Here is an 18,783-nt window from a genome sequence, read left to right as displayed (position 1 = left end):
GGCCTAAGCGTCCCAGAGTGTGCCGAGCGCCAACAGATCTTCCCGGTACTCGATCCGCTCCGCCCAGTCCGCGGGCCAGGCGTCCGCGCCGAGCCACGCGCCCGCGAAGGCGCCGGTCAGGCAGGCGATGGAGTCGGAGTCACCGGCGGTGCAGGCGGCCCGGCGCAGGGCGGTGCGGGGCTCCTCGGCAAAGAGCAGGAAGCACAGCAGCCCGGTCGCGAACGCCTCCTCGGCGATCCAGCCCTCCCCGGTGGCCAGGCACGGATCGTCCTCGGCGCAGTGGGTGCGCACCGCCTCCCGGAGGCGGTCCAGGATCGCCAGGCACTCGTCCCAGCCGCGCGCGGCGAAGTGCTCGGGCGTGGGGTCCTGGGAACGGGTCCACAGATCGCCGAGCCACGTCTCGTCGTAGCGGGTGCGGTTCGCGCGGGCGTAGTCGCGCAACTCCCCCACAAGCGCGGCCGGTTCGGTGCCCCGCGCCAGCAGGTGGACCGCGCGGGCGGTGAGATCGGACGCGGCCAGCGCGGTGGGGTGGCCGTGCGTGAGCCCGGACTGCAACTGGGCGGCGCCGGCGCGCTGTTCGTCGCTCAGGCCGAGTGCGAGCCCGATCGGCGCGACGCGCATATTGGCGCCGCAGCCCTTGGAGTCGAGCCGACTGGCGTCCTGCCAGGCCCGGCCCTCGGCCTCCAGCAGCCGGCAGGCGGTCAGGCAGGTGTTGCCGGGCGCCCGGTTGTTGTCCGGCGAGTGGTACCAGTCCACGAACTCCTCGCGCACCGGCCTCTCCAGCCGCTCGGGCGCGAGAGGGCCTCGCTCCAGGGCGGTGCGCAGACCCCGGCCGAGGGCGAGGGTCATCTGGGTGTCGTCGGAGACGAGGGCGCGCCGCGCGAGCGGCATCTCACGCCAGGGCCCGAACGTGGCCAGGATCTCGGGCACCTTGGCGAACTCGGTCGGGAAGCCGAGCGCGTCCCCCAGGGCGAGACCGAGGAGCGAGCCGGTCGCGGGCCGCTTGGACATGTACATCATCCCCCTTTATCGTCATCGTGACAATAAAGGGGGACGAGTGAGCGACGCAAGGCGCTTTCGGAGCCCGGCCTACAGTTCGACTTCCTTCAGCAGCATGCCGACCTCGGTGTTCGACAGCCGCCGCAGCCAGCCGGACTTCTGGTCGCCCAGGGTGATCGGGCCGAACGAGGTGCGCACCAGCTTGTCGACCGGGAACCCGGCCTCCGCCAGCATGCGCCGCACGATGTGCTTGCGGCCCTCGTGCAGGGTGACCTCGACCAGGTAGTTCTTGCCGGTCTGCTCCACCACCCGGAAGTGGTCCGCGCGCGCGTAGCCGTCCTCCAGCTGGATGCCGTCCTTCAGGCGCTTGCCGAGGTCGCGCGGGATCGGGCCGACGATGTGCGCGAGGTACGTCTTCTGCACGCCGTACTTGGGGTGGGTCAGGCGGTGCGCCAGCTCACCGTGGTTGGTGAGCAGGATGACGCCCTCGGTCTCGGTGTCCAGCCGGCCGACGTGGAAGAGCCGCGTCTCACGGTTGGTGACGTAGTCGCCGAGGCACTGGCGCCCCTCCGGGTCCTCCATGGTGGAGACGACACCGGCGGGCTTGTTCAGCGAGAAGAACTGGTACGACTGCGTCGCCACGGTCAGGCCGTCGACCTTGACCTCGTCCTTCTCCGGGTCGACCCGCTTGCCCTGCTCGGTGACGATCTCGCCGTTGACCTCGACGCGGCACTGCTCGATCAGCTCCTCGCAGGCGCGCCGGGAGCCGTAGCCCGCGCGCGCGAGCACCTTCTGGAGCCGCTCGCCCTCCTGCTCGGCGCCCGGGAAGGTCTTGGGCAGCTTGATGTCCTTCTTGCCCGCGTACCGGTCCCGGTTGCGCTCCTCGACCCGCGTCTCGTACTCACGCGAGCGCGAGGGCTCCGTACGGCCGCCCTGCTGGGCCCGCCGGGGTCCGCCCTTGGCGCCGCCGCGGGCCGCGCCGCCGCGCCCGGCCTTGGGGCCGTCCTTGGTCGCGCCGGGACCCACGTCGTAGCGGCGCTCCTCGGGGCGGGGCTTGCTGGGACGGCCCTGCCCCTGGCGCTCGTCCCGGTTGTTGCCGGCGCCGCGCTGGTTACCGCGCCCGCCACTCTTGCCGCTGCCGCTGCTTCGCATCAAAGTTCCGTCTTAGTCGTCTGCGTCGTCTGCACCCGGCGCGTCGGGCGCGTCCGGGTCGAACGACGGGACTCCCTCCTGGGTCTCGGCCTCGATCGCCTCCGCCTCCGGGAGGAAGGGCGCGAGCTCCGGGAGCTCGTCCAGGCCGCGCAGGCCCATCCGCTCCAGGAAGTAGTTCGTCGTCCTGTACAGGATCGCACCTGTTTCGGGTTCCGCGCCCGCCTCCTCGACCAGACCGCGCTGGAGCAGGGTGCGCATCACACCGTCGCAGTTCATTCCGCGCACGGCGGAGACCCGGCTGCGGCTGACCGGCTGGCGGTAGGCGACGACCGCGAGGGTCTCCAGCGCGGCCTGGGTGAGCCGGGCCGTCTGGCCGTCCAGGACGAGCCGCTCCACGGCGGGCGCGTAGGCGGCCCGGGTGTAGAAGCGCCAGCCGCCCGCGACCTGGCGCAGCTCGAAGCCGCGGCCCTGCACGGTGTACTCGTCGGCCAGCGCCCGCAGCGCGTCCGCGATCTGCCGCCGGGGCCGCTCCAGAATCCTGGCGAGGTGCTCCTCGGTCGCGGGCTCGTCCACGACCATGAGGACGGCCTCCAGGGCGGGCCGCAGCTCCAGCCCCGCGACCTCGCCCGGTCCCGCCGGGGCCTCGGGAATCTCGGTCGTCTCGCTCACGGCTTCCTCTCCTCCTCGGGCCCGGGCCGCTCGGGCGGCCGGTCGAACTCGTCGGTGACCACCGGCGCCGCCGCCCCCTCCCCGCCGGTCCAGCGCACCAGCAGCTCCCCGAGGGCGGCCTCCTGCTCCAGGGCGACGGCCTTCTCCCGGTACAGCTCCAGGAGGGCCAGGAAGCGGGCGACGACGGTGAGCGTGTCGCCGGTGTCCGCCACGAGCACCCGGAAGCTGGCCTCGCCCAGCTCGCGCAGCCGCTCGACCACGACCTGGGCCTGCTCCTGCACGCTGACCAGCGGGGCGTGGATGTGGTCGACGTACACCCGCGGCTCGGGCCGGGGCTGCATCGCCTTGACCGCGAGCTTCGCGAAGCCCTCGGGCCCGATGCTGATCACGACCTCGGGCAGCAGCTCGGCGAGCTCGGGTTCGAGGCCGACGGTACGGGGGTAGCGGCGGGCCTCCTCGTCGACGCGGGCGTTGAAGATGTCGGCGATCTGCTTGTACGCCCGGTACTGGAGCAGCCGCGCGAACAGCAGGTCGCGCGCTTCGAGCAGCGCCAGGTCGCCCTCGTCCTCCACCTCGGCGGCGGGCAGCAGCCGGGCCGCCTTCAGATCGAGCAGCGTGGCCGCGACGACGAGGAACTCGGTCGTCTGGTCCAGGTCCCAGTCCGGCCCCATCGCGCGGATGTGCGCCATGAACTCGTCGGTGACCTTGGACAGCGCGACCTCGGTCACGTCCAGCTTGTGCTTCGAGATCAGCTGGAGCAGCAGATCGAAGGGCCCCTCGAAGTTGGCGAGGCGGACCTTGAAGACGCCGTCGGGTGTCTCTTCGGGGTCGGCGGCGGGCTCGGGGGCCTCGGGTGCGGGAGTCTCCTGCGGTACGACGGCCTCGGGCACCTCGTCGGCGACCGGTGCCCCCGGTCCCCGGCCCAGCGCACGCCGACGACCGGCACCAGGGCCGGGGAGGAGCGCGTCGTTCGAGGTCATCGCCCCGCAGGCTACCGCTAACGCCCCCGCAGCCGCCGTACGAGGATGCTCGCGTCTCCGCGGGACTCCAGGTCCGCCAGCACCACGGCCACCGCCTCGCGCACGATGCGGCCGCGGTCCACCGCGAGCCCGTGCTCGCCCCGGAGCACCAGACGGGCGTGCTCCAGGTCCATCAGCTCCTCGGCGGAGACGTACACCGTGATCTTCTCGTCGTGCCGCTCGCGCCCGCTGGGCCGCCGGTTCGCCGCCCGGCCCCGCTTGCGCGGCTCGGCGGCGGAACCGTCCGGCGCGGGCCCCCGGCGCCGGGCGCGGGACTCGGCGTCGGCCGGTTCGGCCTCCGCCGCCACGTGCTCCGCGCCCTCGCCGTCCCCGCCCCGCACGGGCACGGCCTGCGGCGCGTCCTCGGCGGCGGCCACGTCGTCGCTGTCCTGCGCGGGTGCCGGCACCCGGGCCTCGGTGCCCGCGGCGCGCCGGGGCGCCGACGGCTGGAGTGCCGTCCCCCCTGTCGTACGGAAGAGTTCGTCGGCCCCCGGCAGACTCACTCGGCGTGACACCGGGCGAGCACCTCCCTGGCGAGCTGGCGATAGGCGGCGGCACCGACCGAGTTGGAGGCGTACGTGGTGATCGGCTCGCCGGCGACCGTGGTCTCCGGGAAGCGGACGGTACGCCCGATGACCGTGTGGTAGACGTGGTCGTCGAACGCCTCGACCACCCGGGCCAGGACCTCGCGGCTGTGCACCGTGCGCGAGTCGTACATGGTGGCGAGGATGCCGTCCAGCTCCAGGTCGGGGTTGAGCCGCTCCTGGACCTTCTCGATGGTCTCGGTCAGCAGGGCCACACCGCGCAGCGCGAAGAACTCGCACTCCAGCGGCACGATCACCTTGTGCGCCGCGGTCAGCGCGTTCACCGTGAGCAGGCCCAGCGAGGGCTGGCAGTCGATCACGATGTAGTCGTAGTCGGGCAGCAGCGGCTTGAGCGCGCGCTGGAGCGTGGACTCGCGCGCGACCTCGGAGACCAGCTGGACCTCGGCGGCCGACAGGTCGATGTTGGAGGGCAGCAGGTCCATGTTGGGGACCGCGGTCTTCAGCAGGACCTCGTCCGCGGCCATGCCCCGCTCCATGAGCAGGTTGTAGACCGTGAGGTCGAGTTCCATGGGGTTGACGCCGAGACCCACCGACAGCGCGCCCTGCGGGTCGAAGTCCACGAGCAGTACCCGCCGGCCGTACTCCGCGAGCGCGGCACCCAGGTTGATGGTCGACGTCGTCTTGCCGACGCCGCCCTTCTGGTTGCACATCGCGATGATCTTCGCGGGGCCGTGGTCGGTCAGCGGGCCCGGGATCGGGAAGTACGGCAGCGGGCGACCGGTGGGACCGATGCGCTCACGGCGCTGGCGGGCCGCGTCGGGCGCGAGCGTGGCCGCGTACTCCGGATCGGGCTCGTACTCGGCGTCGGGGTCGTAGAAGTGCCCCTCGGGCAGGTCGTCGTAGTCGGCGAGTTGGTTGTGGGGCGCGCCACTTCCGTCGCCGGCCATGGCGTTCACGTGATGGCCATCCATGCTCTGGTGTGCTGTCCGGGGCATCGGGGTTCCCGGACACGGGTGGGCTGCGAAGGTGCGCACAGCTACGGAGCCGACAGCCTCGAATCCCGCGGGCCCCTGGCCCCCTGCGGGCATTCCTGGTTGACCACCCCCGGGAGAAAATGTCGACTCATTCACAAGTCGTCTTACCTCCTTGGTGACCAGGAAACTTCTAGACAAGGTCAGCGTGGCACCATGCCGACGGTTGGCGACTCTATGGCGTGTCGGCGGTCCGCAGCAACACAATCCGCCGGACCCGGCAGGATGTGTCGGCAATGAAACATGTCGCTGTCAAGGGCGTACGGCCGTCGCACAGCAGGTTTCACCGGGGTGCGAATCGGTTGAACGGTTACGTTCGAGGCGAGTTGACCGAGCGTCGCAAAGTGACCATACACACATCCGGCCGGACCTTGTCGGGCAAGGTCCGGCCGGGCGTGGGCGGTTGACGAGACGTGTTGACGAATCGCCTTTCACCAGGGGGCGACTCGGTGACTCACGAGGTCGCGCGCCGGGTCACGAGGATCAGCCGAGCAGCGAGGCCAGCTCGATGTGCTCCAGGCCGTGGGCCTCCGCGACCTCCTTGTAAACGACCTTGCCGTCATGGGTGTTGAGACCCCGGGCGAGCGCGGCGTCACGGCGCAGCGCCTCGACCCAGCCGTTGTCGGCGAGGGAGACGATGTACGGCAGCGTCGCGTTGGTGAGCGCGTTGGTGGAGGTGTTCGGCACCGCGCCCGGCATGTTGGCGACGCAGTAGAAGACCGAGTTGTGGACCGGGAAGGTCGGCTCGGCGTGCGTGGTGGGACGGGAGTCCTCGAAGCAGCCGCCCTGGTCGATCGCGATGTCGACAAGGACACTTCCGGGCTTCATGCGGGCGACCAGCTCGTTGGTGACGAGCTTCGGGGCCTTGGCGCCCGGGATCAGCACCGCGCCGATGACCAGGTCGGCCTCCAGGACGGCCTTCTCCAGCTCGAAGGCGTTGGACATGATCGCCTTGACCTTCGTACCGAAGATCTTGTCGGCCTCGCGCAGCTTGTTGATGTCGCGGTCGAGCAGGGTCACGTCGAAGCCCATGCCGACGGCGACCTGGGTGGCGTTCCAGCCGGAGACGCCGCCGCCGATGACCACGGCCTTGGCCGGGGTCACACCCGGGACACCGCCGGGCAGCACACCGCGGCCGCCGTTGGCGCGCATCAGCTGGTAGGCGCCGACCTGCGGGGCCAGCCGGCCCGCGACCTCGGACATCGGGGCGAGCAGCGGGAGCGCGCGGTTCGGCAGCTCGACCGTCTCGTAGGCGATGGCGGTGGTGCCGGACTCGATCAGCGCGTCCGTGCACTCCTTGGAGGCGGCCAGGTGCAGGTACGTGAAGAGGATCTGGTCCTTGCGGAGGCGGTGGTACTCCTCCGCGATCGGCTCCTTGACCTTGAGCAGCAGGTCGGCGGCGGCCCAGACCTCGTCGGCGGTGTCCAGGATCTGGCCACCGGCGGCGACGTACTCGGCGTCCGTGATCGAGGAGCCGAGGCCGGCGCCCCGCTCGATGACGACCTGGTGGCCGTGGCGCGCCAGCTCGTGCACGCCGGCGGGGGTGATGGCCACCCGGAACTCGTTGTTCTTGACCTCGCGGGGGATGCCGACCTTCACGTCGATCACGGTCCTTGGCTCAGAGGGTTTGGGGGGTGCATATACGGGTGTACCCAGACATGCCCAGGCATACCGGGAGACACCGCGGGGACATGCGGCAGAGCCAGTTTAATGAAGGTGTTCCGCGTGTCTAGCCTTTCATTGCATCAATCTTCATTGGATGCACTACGGATTTCGCAGGCGTCAGGGCCCTGTTCCAGGCTTGTGGCCTGCTGCGACGGCCGCTCCGGCGCCTCCTCGCTCAAAAGACGCCCGGCCGTCGCGCGGTGCAACCGGGCCGCCGTCGGGTCGCCGAGGCGCTCCAGGGTGTCCGCGAGCCGCAGCTGCAACGCGGCCTGGAGGCGGAGGTCGTCCGCGCGCCGCGCCCACTCCACCGCGTCCTGGCAGGTGCGCAGCGATTCCTGGGGGCGTCCCGCGTACTCCTGCACCCGGGCCGTCTCGCTCAACGCCCGTGCCAGGGAGGCGACATCGTCGCCCTTGCGGTGGGCCGCGCAGGCCGCCCGCCAGTTGCGCAGCGCCTCGCCGTAGCGGCCGGCGTAGGTGTGGGCGGTGGCGATCCGGCCGTAGAGCCGCGCGGCCTCCGCGCGCTCGCCGCGGGCCAGCCGGTCGGCCAGCGCGCGCCCGAACCAGTCGGCCGCCCGGTCGTAGTCCCCCAGCTCCAGGTGGGCGCCGCCTACGGATTCCATCGCGCGGCCGGTCGCGTACGGGTCGTTCGCCTCGCGTCCGGCGTCCAGCGCGGCCCGGAAGCGGGCCAGCGCGCCCTGGGTGCGGCCGGTCTGGGCGTCCAGATCGCCCAGGTTCAGCAGCGCCGCCGCCCGTTCCCGGGGCAGTCCGCGCCGCTCGGCGACATCGAGGACGAGGCCGTGCACGCCGTACAGGTCGACGGCGGCGGCCTGGGTGCCGACATGCGCGGCCAGCGCCCTGACCAGCTGCGACAGCAGCCGCCTGGCCAGGGTGTCCAGCTCTCCGTCGGCCACCGCGAGCCGGGCGGAGGCCAGCAGCGCGGGCCTGCGGACCCGCAGCCACTCCGCGGCCGCGCGGGGGTCGGCGAAGCGCAGCGGCCGGGGCAGGCCCTGGATCTTCTCCCGGGACCGGTCGCCGTCCGTCTCGGTGATGGTCCGGCAGGAGTGCAGCAGCCGTACGGTCCGCTCCAGCATCCGGGCCCGGGCCAGCTGGAGCTCCCCCGGCCGCTCCTGGGCCTCGGCGAGCGAGCGCAGCAGCGGGTGCAGCCAGCCGGGGACGTCGTACTCGGCGAGCGGCGAGCCGGCCGGGCGCAGCAGGCCGAGGGCGACGAAGTCGTCCAGGGTGGCGCGGGCCGCCTCGACGGAGCAGCCGGCCAGCGCGGAGGCGGTCTGGTCGTCGACCGGACCGGCCGGGGCGAGGCTCAGCAGGCGCAGGGTCCGGGCGGCGGGGCCGGGCAGTTCCTCGTGGACCAGCCGGAAGATCCGGGCCAGCGGGGTGGCGTCCGGCTCCTCCGCGCCCTCCCCCGGGGTGTGCATCCGCTTGGCGAGGTCGGCGACGGACGCCTTGGGGCGGGCGGCGAGCCAGCCGCCCGCCAGCACCAGCGTGGCCGGGTGGCCCTGGCACGCCTCCACCAGGCTCTCGGCGGAGCGCGGGTCCACGGTGATGCGCACCGAGCCGGTGTAGCGGGTGAGCAGTTCGAGCGCGGACTTGGTGTCCAGGCCGCCCAAAGTGCAGGGGCGGACGTCCGAGATGCCGGTGAGCGGGCCCTTGGAGACGGCCACCACCAGGCAGTCCGGGGCGTCCGGGAGCAGGGCGTCGACCTGTTCGGCGCCGGTCGCGTCGTCCAGCAGGAGGAGTTTTTTGCGGCCGGCGAGGGCGGCGCGCAGGGCCGCGGCGAGGTCGTCCTCGGCGGCCCCGGCCGGGGCGGGCAGGCGCAGCGCGCCGAGCAGTTCGCGGGCGGCCCGCTCGACCGGTACGGGGGTGCCGTCGGGCTCGGCGAGCCGGGCGCGCAGCACCCCGTCGGGGTAACGGTGGGCGACCTGGCGGACCAGTTCCTCGGCGAGGGCGGTACGGCCGGATCCGGGGCGGCCCGCGATCAGCAGCACCCGCGCGCGGGGGGGCTTGCGGCCGGCCAGGGTGTCCAGGCCCGCGCGCTCGATGTCGGCGCGCAGCTCCTTCAACTCCCGTGCCCGGCCCAGGAATCGGTCCCCGCCGGCCGGGGGCGCGGACAGCCGCGCATCGCCTGTGTCCACCGCCTGATCCGTCACGGGCCACACTCCCGTCCCACACCGCACGCGCAAGCCCGCCGGATCTTCCGGTACGGGCGTTCAAGAGCCTAGTTCACTCTCTGCGACGTTCCGCTCGGAGCACGGCGGGGACGGCGGGGACATCGCCCGATCGGATCAGGCGATGGTCACACCAATGCAGGCGAGGGTCCCGAGGAGGGGTTCCGGGCGACGGCGGTCGGCACGTGCGGGGCGGGTCGGTGCGGACGGGAGGTGCCGGGCGGTCAGGGTGTGCGAGGCCGGGCGGTCAGGAGGTGAAGGGCCGGGCCGGCCACTGCGCGTCCGCCGGGCGCAGCGCGTCCAGGCCGTCCCCGGCGCGCGCGGCCACCAGCGAGAGGACCCCGACGACCAGGCAGTTGTTGTGCACGTCACCGGCGAGGACGCGGCGCACCAGCTCGTCGACCGGCACCCGCGCGTACGCCATGTCGGTCTCCTCGTGCTCCACCGCGAAGCGCTCCCCCTCGGCCTCGGAGACCCCGCGGGCGAGGAAGATCCGTACGGCCTCGTCGCAGCCGCCGGGGGTGGTGTACACGTCGGTCAGCACCCGCCAGTCCTCGGCCTTGACGTGCGCCTCCTCGTACAGCTCGCGCTGGGCCGCGTGCAGCGGGTTCTCGCCGGGCACGTCGAGCAGTCCGGCCGGGATCTCCCACAGCTTGTGCCGCACCGGGTGGCGGTACTGGTTGATCAGCAGCACCCGGTCCTGCTCGTCGAGGGCGAGGACGGCGACCGAGCCCGGGTGGACCTGGTAGTCGCGGTGGACGACCGAGCCGTCGGGCATGACCACGTCGTCGGTGCGCACCGAGGTCTTGTTGCCGACGAAGGGGGTGGCCGTCGCCCGGATCTCCCACTCCTCGGGGGTGTCCTTGATCGTCGTCATGCCCTCTTCCTTCCCCATACGCGCAGGTGGCCGGGGCGCGCTCCGTTCGGATGCGCGCCCCGGCCACCGTACAGCGCCAGGGTTACTCGGCGATCTTCCGCTCGACGGCCGCCTTCACCAGACCGGCGAAGAGCGGGTGCGGGCGGGTCGGACGGGAGCGCAGCTCCGGGTGCGCCTGGGTGGCGACCAGGTAGGGGTGCACCTCACGCGGGTACTCGACGTACTCCACGAGCTTGCCGTCCGGGGAGGTGCCGGAGAACAGGATGCCCGCCTTCTTCTCCAGCTCCGCGCGGTAGGAGTTGTTCACCTCGTAGCGGTGGCGGTGGCGCTCCTCGATGTACTCCTTGCCGTCGTACACCTCGCGCACGATGGAGCCCTCGGCCAGCTTGGCCGGGTACATGCCCAGGCGCATGGTGCCGCCCATGTCGCCCTCGCCGGCCACGATGTCCAGCTGCTCGGCCATGGTGGAGATGACCGGGTGGGCGGTGGCCGGGTCGAACTCGGTGGAGTTGGCGTCGGCGATCTCGGCCAGGTTGCGCGCGGCCTCGATCACGATGCACTGGAGGCCCAGGCAGAGGCCGAGCAGCGGGATCTTGTTCTCGCGGGCGTAGCGGATGGCGCCGACCTTGCCGAGCACACCGCGGTCGCCGAAGCCGCCCGGGATGCAGATGCCGTCGACACCGGCGAGCTGCGCCTTGGCGTCGGCCGGGGTCTTGCAGTCGTCCGAGGTGACCCACTTGATCGTGACGCGGGCGCGGTTGGCGAAGCCGCCGGCGCGCAGCGCCTCGGTGACCGACAGGTAGGCGTCGGGCAGGTCGATGTACTTGCCGACCAGGGCGAGGGTGACCTCGTGGTCGGGGTTGTGGACGCGGTCCAGCAGGTCGTCCCAGGTCGTCCAGTCCACGTCCCGGAAGGGCAGGTCCAGCTTGCGCACGACGTAGGCGTCCAGGCCCTCGGTGTGCACGACCTTCGGGATGTCGTAGATCGAACGGGCGTCCGGGCAGGCGACGACCGCGGCCTCGTCGACGTCGCACATCAGCGAGATCTTGCGCTTGATGGCGGTGGGGACCTCGCGGTCGCAGCGCAGCACGATGGCGTCCGGCTGGATACCGATGTTGCGCAGGGCGGCGACCGAGTGCTGGGTCGGCTTGGTCTTCAGCTCGCCGGAGGGGCCGATGTAGGGCAGCAGGGAGATGTGCACCACGAAGACGTTGTCCCGGCCCACCTCGTGGCGGACCTGGCGGACGGTCTCCAGGAACGGCAGCGACTCGATGTCGCCGACGGTGCCGCCGACCTCGGTGATGACGACGTCCACCTCGTCGGTGGCCATGCGCCGGATGCGGTGCTTGATCTCGTTGGTGATGTGCGGGATGACCTGCACGGTGTCGCCGAGGTACTCGCCGCGGCGCTCCTTGGCGATCACCGTCGAGTAGACCTGGCCGGTGGTGACGTTGGCCGAGCCGTCGAGGTCGCGGTCGAGGAAGCGCTCGTAGTGGCCGATGTCCAGGTCGGTCTCGGCGCCGTCGTTGGTGACGAACACCTCACCGTGCTGGAAGGGGTTCATCGTGCCCGGGTCGACGTTCAGGTACGGGTCGAGCTTCTGCATCACGACGCGCAGGCCGCGGGCCTTGAGCAGCATGCCCAGACTGGAGGCGGTGAGGCCCTTGCCGAGCGAGGAGGCGACACCCCCGGTGACGAAGATGTGCTTGGTCGTCGTGGATTTGGGCGGCATGGCCAAGAGGGGGCTCCCGTGGTCGCTGGCTGTCGTGCGGTGCGGCTGTACGTCCCGGATCGCTCCGAGGGTGCCGTCGCTGCGGTTCGGGGGTTTTGGGCCCACCGGTCCACGGGCTACCAGGGTATCAGCGCCCGGAGGGGATGGCTTCCGGCCACGCTCCGTACACGGATGCGTCGACTTTCGGCCACCTTCCGCGCGGGGGCACGTACGGTGGGGCCCGCACCGGTTCGCACGGGGGAGGTACGACGCCACAGCTCCCCCAGGCGTCCCGGGCATGAGCACCGTCCCGCGGGGCACACACGATCATCACCGGGGGGTCACTCGTTCGGCCCACACGGGTTGCCCGGAGCGGCACGCGGATCCGGTGGGTGCGTCGTATCCTGCTCGGACATTCCCTGCCGGGCCCGGCCGGACGACGGCACACCCCCGCCTGGATCCCCCGGAACAACGAGAGCGCGGCAGTTCGTTGAGCAAAGACTGTCGTTTTGCCTCAGGGCCCGGCGGGCTGCTTTGCTTCACCGCTCAACGACGCACAACAACGAACCCTTGACCGCACTAGCGACAGCCCCCTCGCGCGGGGGTGTGACGTGGCCGTTCGACTGGAGTTGCACGTGGCCGGGCGCATCGAAGACTACGCACTCATCGGAGACATGCAGACCGCCGCACTGGTCTGCCGGGACGGCACGGTGGACTGGCTGTGCCTGCCCCGCTTCGACTCGCATGCCATCTTCGCCGGTCTGCTGGGCACCGAGGAGCACGGCTTCTGGCGGCTCGGCCCGGCGCACGCGGCCGACGCCCAGCCGCCCTCGGCCGCCCGCCGCAGCTACCGGGGCGACTCGCTGATCCTGGAATCGGAGTGGGACACCCCGCGCGGCACGGTCCGCGTGACCGATTTCATGCCCCCGCGTGACGGCGCGCCCCAGCTGATCCGGATCGTGGAGGGCGTCACCGGCCGGGTGCCGATGCGCTCGGCGCTGCGGATGCGTTTCTCGTACGGCCGGGTCGTGCCCTGGGTGCACAAGCACGAGGGCCGCACGGTCGCCGTCGCCGGGCCCGACTCGGTGTGGTTCGACACCGAGGCCGAGACCTACGGGAAGTCCCTGACGACCTACGCCGACTTCACGGTCGCCCCGGGTGACCGGATCGCGTTCACCATCTCCTGGGAGCCCTCGCACAAGCGGCCGCCCGCCCTGCCGGAGCCGGAGCAGTCGCTGGAGGCCACGGAGAGCTTCTGGCGCGAGTGGGTCGAGCAGTGCACGTACCACGGGCCGTACCGCGAGGCCGTGATCCGCTCGCTGATCACCCTGAAGGCGCTGACGTACGCGCCCACCGGCGGCATCGTCGCGGCCCCCACCACCTCGCTGCCCGAGGACATCGGGGGCGTGCGCAACTGGGACTACCGCTACACCTGGCTGCGCGACGCCGCGATCACCCTGTCCTCGCTGCTGCGCACCGGCTACCGGGAGGAGGCCCGCGCCTGGCGCGAGTGGCTGCTGCGCGCGGTCGCGGGCGACCCGGAGAACCTCCAGATCATGTACGGCATCGCGGGCGAGCGCGAGCTGGGCGAGGCCGAGCTGGACTGGCTGCCGGGCTACGAGGACTCGGCCCCGGTCCGGGTCGGCAACGGCGCGGCCCACCAGCTCCAGCTGGACGTGTACGGCGAGGTCACCGAGGCCCTGCACCTGGCCCATATGACCGGCCTGGCCCGCAACGACTACGCGTCGCTGCTCCAGCTGAAGCTGATCCGCTACCTGGAGGACCACTGGCAGGAGCCGGACGAGGGCATCTGGGAGGTGCGCGGCCCGCGCCGGCACTTCGTGCACTCCAAGGTGATGGCCTGGGTCGCGGTGGACCGCACCATCAAGCTGATCGAGTCCGGGGACGCGGACGGCCCGCTGGAGCGCTGGCGCGAGCTGCGCGACGACATCCACCGGGACGTGTGCGAGAAGGGTTACGACAAGGAGCGCAACACCTTCACCCAGTCCTACGGCTCCCGGGAGCTGGACGCCTCCCTGCTGCTGATCCCGCAGATGGGCTTCCTGCCGCCGGACGACAAGCGGGTGATCGGCACCATCGAGGCGATCCAGCGCGAGCTGTCCACCTCCGACGGCTTCATCCTGCGCTACCCCACGGAGGGCCAGTCCGAGGGGGTGGACGGTCTGCCGGGCGACGAGGGCGCGTTCCTCGCGTGCTCGTTCTGGATGGCCGACGACCTCGCGATGATCGGCCGCGTCGACGAGGCCCGCAAGCTGTTCGAGAAGCTGCTGGCGCTGCGCAACGACCTCGGGCTGCTCGCCGAGGAGTGGGACCCGCGGCTCAAGCGGCAGGTGGGCAACTTCCCGCAGGCGTTCAGCCATGTGCCGCTGATCGACACGGCACTGCGGCTGACGGCCTCGGGGGCGTACGGGGGCTGAGGACGTCCCGCGCCGGGCGCCTACGCTGGGAGTCGTGGCTTTCCGCTGCACGGCGCGGAGCGCCCTCGCCGCCCTCCGCGAGGATCTGGCCGGTGAGGTCCTCGCCCCGGAGGACCCCGGTTACGACGCCGCCCGTGCCGTCTTCGACGGGAGGAGCGACCGGCGCCCGGCCGTGATCGCGCGGTGCGCGGGCGCGGCCGACGTCGTGCGCGCGGTGCGCTTCGCGCGGGAGCTGGATCTGCCGGTCGCGGTGCGCGGCGGCGGGCACGGCCTGGCGGGCACCGCGCTCGGTGACGGCGCGCTCGTGGTGGATCTGCGCCGGATGCGCGGGGTCGCCGTCGACCCGGTCTCCCGGGCGGTGCGGGTCGAGGGCGGGGCCACGACGGGCGACCTGGACCGGGCGGCCCAGCCGTACGCGCTGGCGACGACCGGCGGCCGGGCCCCCGGGACGGGGGTCGGCGGGTTCGTCCTCGGCGGTGGCACCGGCTGGCTGGACCGCGCGTTCGGACCCGCCGTGGACAACCTCCTCGGGGTGGAGCTGGTGACCGCGGACGCCGAGCGGGTGCGCGCGAGCGCCGACGAGAACCCGGAGCTGTTCTGGGCGCTGCACGGCGGGGGCGGCAACTTCGGCGTCGCCACCGCGCTCACCCTGAGACTGCACGAACTCCCGCTGTTCTGCGTCGCGTCGCTGATCTTCCGGCCGGAGCACGGTCCGCGGGCGGTGCGCGCCTTCCGGGAGATCCTGCGCACCGGCCCGGGCACGCTGGGCGGCGCGGTGCTGTACCTCACCGGTCCCGCCGCGGATCTCGTTCCTCCCCCTCTGGTGGGCCGGCGGCTGTGCCTCGCCCTGCTGACCTGTGCGGGCCCCGAGGAGGAGCTGCGGGGGCTCGCCGGGCCGCTGCTGGCGCCGCCGCACGAGGCACAGGCACTGGGCGCGCTGCCGTACGCCGAGGCGCAGTGCCTGCTCGACGTCCCGGCCGGACCGCGGAACCACGGGTCCGCGGAGTGCCTGCGCGCGCTCCCGGACGACGCGGTGGACGTCTGCCACGCCCTCGGCGACGGCCCGCCGGCCCTGGCCCCCACCCGGCTCGCGCTGCTCCCCCTGGGCGGGGCGAACGCGGCCGGTCCGCACACCTACCCGGTGCCGTACCGGGACGCGCTCTGGATCGTGCGCCCGGCCGCCGGCTGGGCGGACCCGGCCGACGACGAGCGGTGCCTCGGCTGGGTGCGCGCGGCGGGTGCCGCCGTCCGGCCGTGGAGCACGGGGGACGTCTGTCTGGACCTCATCGGCGACGAGGGGCCCGAGCGGGTCCGCGCGGGCCTGGGCGCGGGGAACACGCTGCGCCTGGAGAAGGTGAAGCGGCGCTGGGACCCCGACAACGTCTTCCGGTTCAACCACAACATCGAGCCGGTGTAGCACCCGGCCGCGCACGGAGATGTTCCTGAGGCGTTATCGCAGGTAGCGTCCGCTTCATGGACAGCGGCACGGACAGCAGACCCGACACCCACGGCGGCGGCATCACCGTTCAGCGGGCCCTGGAGCTGCCCGGGCTGCGCAGCGGGCTGCCGGAGATCATCGCGGGCGCGGACCGGCTCAGCCGTACCGTGCGCTGGGTGCACGCGGGCGAGGTGCCGAACATCGCCTCGCTGCTCAAGGGCGGCGAGCTGCTGCTCACCACGGGCTACGGCCTGGGCACCCGGCCGGCCGAGCAGCGGGCGTTCGTGCGCACGCTGGCCGAGCGCGGGATCGCCGCGCTGGTGGTGGAGCTGGGCCCGCGCTTCAGCCGGCTGCCGGCCGCGCTGGTGGACACCGCCCGCGCGGCCAATCTGCCGCTGGTGCAGCTGCATCGCGAGGTGCCGTTCGTGGCGGTCACCGAGGAGATCCACACCGAGATCGTCAACGGCCACTACGCGCTGCTCCAGCGGGCCGAGGAGGTGCACCGGCGCTGCACCGAGGCGCTGCTGGGCGGCGGCGGGGTGCCGCAGGTGCTGGGCATCCTGGCCGCGTTCAGCGGCAACCCGGTGTTCCTGGAGACCGCCGACGGCCGGCTGCTGTACGCGGCCGGCGAGGGGCCCGAGGGCGCGGATCCGCTCCAGGTGTGGGAGGGGCTGCGCGGACCGCACAAGAACGCGCCGCCGCCCGCCGGTTCGGTGCTGGTGGACGTCCCCGGCGGCGGTCCCGGTACGAGCGGTTCGGTGCGCGCCCGCCTGGTGCTGCTGCCGGTGTGCTCGCCGCTGTCGCCGGTGCACCGGATCGCCGCGGAGCGGGCCGCGGGCATCCTGGCCGTGGTGCTGATGCAGGCCCGGCAGGAGGAGGAGCTGGCGGCGCGCGGGCGCGGCGACTTCCTCACCGATCTCGCCGAGGGCCGTATCTCCGCGCAGGACGCGCCCGCCCAGGCCCGGGTGCTCGGCTTCAAACCCGGCGCGAGCCCGCTGCTGCCGGTCGTGATGCGGGTGGGCGATCCCCTCTCCCCCGGGGGCGGCTGGGCGGTCCTGGCCCGCGCGGTCTCCGAGGAGCTGGCCGCGGTGGGCATGCCGGTGCTGCTGGGCGTGCGGCCGGTGGAGGGCCGGGTGCTGGTGCTGCTCGGGCTGCGCTCGGAGTCGGAGCGGGAGGCGGTCGCGGACCGGGTGGCGGCGGCGCTGCGGGCGGGGATCGAGCGCGCCGGGATGCGGCGGCCCGGCACTCCCCCGCCGGTGGTGGTCGTGGGCATGGCGGGCGGCTGGGCGGCGGCCTCGGCGGGGCTGCGGCACGCGGCGGAGACGGCGACCGCCGCGCAGGGCCTGACCGACCGTCCCTGGTACGACGCCCGGCGCCTCGACATCGACCTGCTGCTGTGGCGGCTGCGCGACCACCCGGACCTTGCGGCCTTCGTGGAGCGGGCGATCGGTCCGCTGCGCGACCACGACCGGCGCTCCAAGCCGCCGCTGCTGCCCACCCTGGAGACGTATCTCGCGCACGCGGGCCGCAAGGCGGAGACCGCCCGCGAACTCCATCTGAACCGGCAGACGCTGTACAACCGGCTCGCCCGGATCGGCGAGTTGCTGGGCACCGACCTCGACGACCCGCAGACCGTCCTCGCGTTGAGCCTCGCCCTGCGCGCCCGGCGGCACGCACCCTGACCCCCCTCAGAGAATCAGGGGCCGGGTCAACTCGTCGTAGACGCTGAGGACCTGGGCGAGCGTCTCGTCCTCGCTCGGCCAGCCGGCGGCCTGCCGCGCCCCCTTCTCGCGCAGCGACTCGCGTCGCGCCGGGTCGGCGAGCAGCCGTCCGACGGCGTCGGCGAGGGCCGGCGGATCGCCGTACGGCACGAGTTCGGCGCCGTCGCCCACCAGGTCGGGGATGCCGCCGACCCGGGTGGCGACCAGCGGGACGCCCGCGTACAGCGCCTCCTGGGCGAAGGCGGAGCGGGACTCCCGGCGGCTGGTCAGCAGGGCCAGATCGGCGGCGCCGAGCAGTTCGGGCAGGTCCTCGCGGTGGCCGAGCAGCCGTACCGGGAGCCGCTCGGCCTCGATGCGCCGCTGGAGCAGCGGCCGCAGCGGTCCCTCCCCCGCGACGGCGACCAGCGGCAGGGGGTCGAGGTCCCGCCAGGCGCGGGCCGCGTCCAGCAGGGTCTCGTGGCCGCGGTGCCGGTCGAGGGGTCCGGCGGCGAGGATCAACGGGCGGCCGGTGGCGCCGAGTTCGGCACGGGCCTTGGGGCGCAGCCGGTCGGGGTCGTCGGGTGCGGGGGCGGGGCGGGTGCGGCCGGGCAGGGTCACGGCGGCGAGCCGGGCGTCCCGGGCACCGGTTCTGCGGGCGCGGTCGACCAGGTCCGGGCTGGTGCCGAGGACCACGGTCGCGGCACGGGCCACGCGCCGCTCCAGCAGGCGCAGCAGATGGGCCCGCGCGCCCTCGGCGTACGTCCGGTCGTGCCAGGTGACGACCAGCGGGGTGGTGCGCCCGCCGAGCGCGAGCACGGCCCGGAAGGAGGCGTGCAGACCGTGTGCGTGCACCACGTCGGCGTCCGTGCAGGCGGCCCGGAGCGCGCCCACCGAGGCGGGGTCGCTGCTGCGCGGCACATGGATGTGGCCGGCGCCGGTCCCGGCGAAGTCGTAGGTACGGTCGGCCTCGACGGGGGCGCACACCGTGACCCGCACGCCCCGGGCGACCAGACCGGCGGTCAGGGAGCGCACATGCGCGCTCCCGCCGGCATTGCCTCCGCCCAGCACCTGCACGGTGCGCAGCGGCGGCCGGCCGTGCGGTGCGTTGCTGCTCAGGGGGCTCACGAAGCCGGGCTCCTGGTTCGGCGCGGGGCGGACACGAGGCAACGTACAGAAAGTAGCGGGCGCACGGGGGCGGTGGGACGCGCCCCGCGCGCCTCCCGCGCGGTCGGTGTCTCCGTCCAGCATGCCAGCAGGCAGGGCCGTCGGGGCAATACCGGGCGGGCGCACGGGACGGCGGGCCGGGGCAATGCGCCGGAGCACATCACCCACACGGGTGAGTACGGTCGGTTCGAA

Annotated in this window: 14 protein-coding genes; 3 read left to right on the top strand and 11 right to left on the bottom strand. The window is 73.1% G+C overall.

The features are described from left to right. Positions 1-3: 3 nt before the first annotated feature. The 10 genes from GHR20_RS28000 to GHR20_RS27955 form a co-directional block, all read right to left on the bottom strand. The gene (locus GHR20_RS28000) at positions 4-1,011 is read right to left on the bottom strand and encodes an ADP-ribosylglycohydrolase family protein (protein WP_153814739.1); all 1,008 of its coding nucleotides are present in this window, start codon (positions 1,009-1,011) and stop codon (positions 4-6) included. Between the two features lie 78 nt (positions 1,012-1,089). Continuing rightward, positions 1,090-2,151 carry a pseudouridine synthase gene (locus GHR20_RS27995; protein WP_153814738.1) on the bottom strand — a complete coding sequence of 354 codons (1,062 nt, stop codon included), beginning with the start codon at positions 2,149-2,151 and terminating at the stop codon, positions 1,090-1,092. Positions 2,152-2,163: 12 nt separating this feature from the next. Continuing rightward, a complete protein-coding gene (scpB, locus tag GHR20_RS27990; protein ID WP_194859147.1) occupies positions 2,164-2,802 on the bottom strand; it encodes an SMC-Scp complex subunit ScpB in 639 nt (212 codons plus the stop codon). A gap of 14 nt (positions 2,803-2,816) precedes the next feature. Continuing rightward, a complete protein-coding gene (locus tag GHR20_RS27985) occupies positions 2,817-3,800 on the bottom strand; it encodes a segregation/condensation protein A (RefSeq protein WP_153814736.1) in 984 nt (327 codons plus the stop codon). A 17-nt stretch (positions 3,801-3,817) separates the two neighbouring features. After that, positions 3,818-4,354, bottom strand: a complete 537-nt coding sequence (locus GHR20_RS27980) for a hypothetical protein (RefSeq protein ID WP_161383172.1) — start codon at positions 4,352-4,354, stop codon at positions 3,818-3,820. Further along, positions 4,339-5,472, bottom strand: coding sequence for a ParA family protein (locus tag GHR20_RS27975; protein WP_153814735.1), 1,134 nt, complete (start codon positions 5,470-5,472; stop codon positions 4,339-4,341). Before GHR20_RS27975 ends, GHR20_RS27980 begins: the two co-directional genes overlap by 16 nt. Positions 5,473-5,898: 426 nt before the next feature. Next, positions 5,899-7,023, bottom strand: a complete 1,125-nt coding sequence (gene ald, locus GHR20_RS27970) for an alanine dehydrogenase (protein ID WP_148027504.1) — start codon at positions 7,021-7,023, stop codon at positions 5,899-5,901. 137 nt (positions 7,024-7,160) lie between these two features. After that, entirely contained in the window at positions 7,161-9,245 is a 2,085-nt protein-coding gene (locus tag GHR20_RS27965) for a tetratricopeptide repeat protein (RefSeq protein ID WP_153814734.1), read from the bottom strand. Positions 9,246-9,510: 265 nt separating this feature from the next. Beyond that, positions 9,511-10,140 carry an NUDIX hydrolase gene (locus tag GHR20_RS27960; RefSeq protein WP_111585095.1) on the bottom strand — a complete coding sequence of 210 codons (630 nt, stop codon included), beginning with the start codon at positions 10,138-10,140 and terminating at the stop codon, positions 9,511-9,513. An 82-nt stretch (positions 10,141-10,222) separates the two neighbouring features. Further along, positions 10,223-11,872 (bottom strand): CTP synthase, encoded by a 1,650-nt coding sequence (locus GHR20_RS27955; protein WP_153814733.1) that lies wholly within the window; start codon positions 11,870-11,872, stop codon positions 10,223-10,225. 614 nt (positions 11,873-12,486) lie between these two features. Here GHR20_RS27955 and GHR20_RS27950 point away from each other — a divergent pair. The 3 genes from GHR20_RS27950 to GHR20_RS27940 are packed head-to-tail and all read left to right on the top strand — an operon-like array spanning position 12,487 to position 17,409. Next, positions 12,487-14,289: a glycoside hydrolase family 15 protein gene (locus tag GHR20_RS27950; protein ID WP_148027722.1), complete on the top strand. Its 1,803-nt coding sequence runs from the start codon at positions 12,487-12,489 to the stop codon at positions 14,287-14,289. Positions 14,290-14,323: 34 nt separating this feature from the next. Continuing rightward, positions 14,324-15,706, top strand: a complete 1,383-nt coding sequence (locus GHR20_RS27945; protein ID WP_153814732.1) for an FAD-dependent oxidoreductase — start codon at positions 14,324-14,326, stop codon at positions 15,704-15,706. A 56-nt stretch (positions 15,707-15,762) separates the two neighbouring features. Next, positions 15,763-17,409, top strand: a complete 1,647-nt coding sequence (locus GHR20_RS27940; RefSeq protein WP_153814731.1) for a PucR family transcriptional regulator — start codon at positions 15,763-15,765, stop codon at positions 17,407-17,409. Between the two features lie 6 nt (positions 17,410-17,415). Here GHR20_RS27940 and GHR20_RS27935 read toward each other — a convergent pair whose 3' ends face one another. After that, positions 17,416-18,552, bottom strand: coding sequence for a glycosyltransferase family 4 protein (locus GHR20_RS27935; RefSeq protein WP_111585090.1), 1,137 nt, complete (start codon positions 18,550-18,552; stop codon positions 17,416-17,418). Between the last annotated feature and the right edge of the window lie 231 nt (positions 18,553-18,783).

The sequence above is a fragment of the Streptomyces sp. SUK 48 genome (genome assembly GCF_009650765.1).
GTDB lineage: Bacteria > Actinomycetota > Actinomycetes > Streptomycetales > Streptomycetaceae > Streptomyces.
Note: the sequence above shows the minus strand (reverse complement) of the source record. Positions and strands in the feature narration are given on the sequence as shown.

Bases quoted from the DNA above. Each gene is read 5' to 3' on its own strand.
- GHR20_RS28000 (WP_153814739.1), bottom strand. From the start codon at position 1,011: ATGTCCAAGCGGCCCGCGACCGGCTCGCTCCTCGGTCTCGCCCTGGGG.
- GHR20_RS27995 (WP_153814738.1), bottom strand. From the start codon at position 2,151: ATGCGAAGCAGCGGCAGCGGCAAGAGTGGCGGGCGCGGTAACCAGCGC.
- GHR20_RS27985 (WP_153814736.1), bottom strand. From the start codon at position 3,800: ATGACCTCGAACGACGCGCTCCTCCCCGGCCCTGGTGCCGGTCGTCGG.
- GHR20_RS27975 (WP_153814735.1), bottom strand. From the start codon at position 5,472: ATGCCCGCAGGGGGCCAGGGGCCCGCGGGATTCGAGGCTGTCGGCTCC.
- GHR20_RS27960 (WP_111585095.1), bottom strand. From the start codon at position 10,140: ATGACGACGATCAAGGACACCCCCGAGGAGTGGGAGATCCGGGCGACG.
- GHR20_RS27955 (WP_153814733.1), bottom strand. From the start codon at position 11,872: ATGCCGCCCAAATCCACGACGACCAAGCACATCTTCGTCACCGGGGGT.
- GHR20_RS27940 (WP_153814731.1), top strand. From the start codon at position 15,763: ATGGACAGCGGCACGGACAGCAGACCCGACACCCACGGCGGCGGCATC.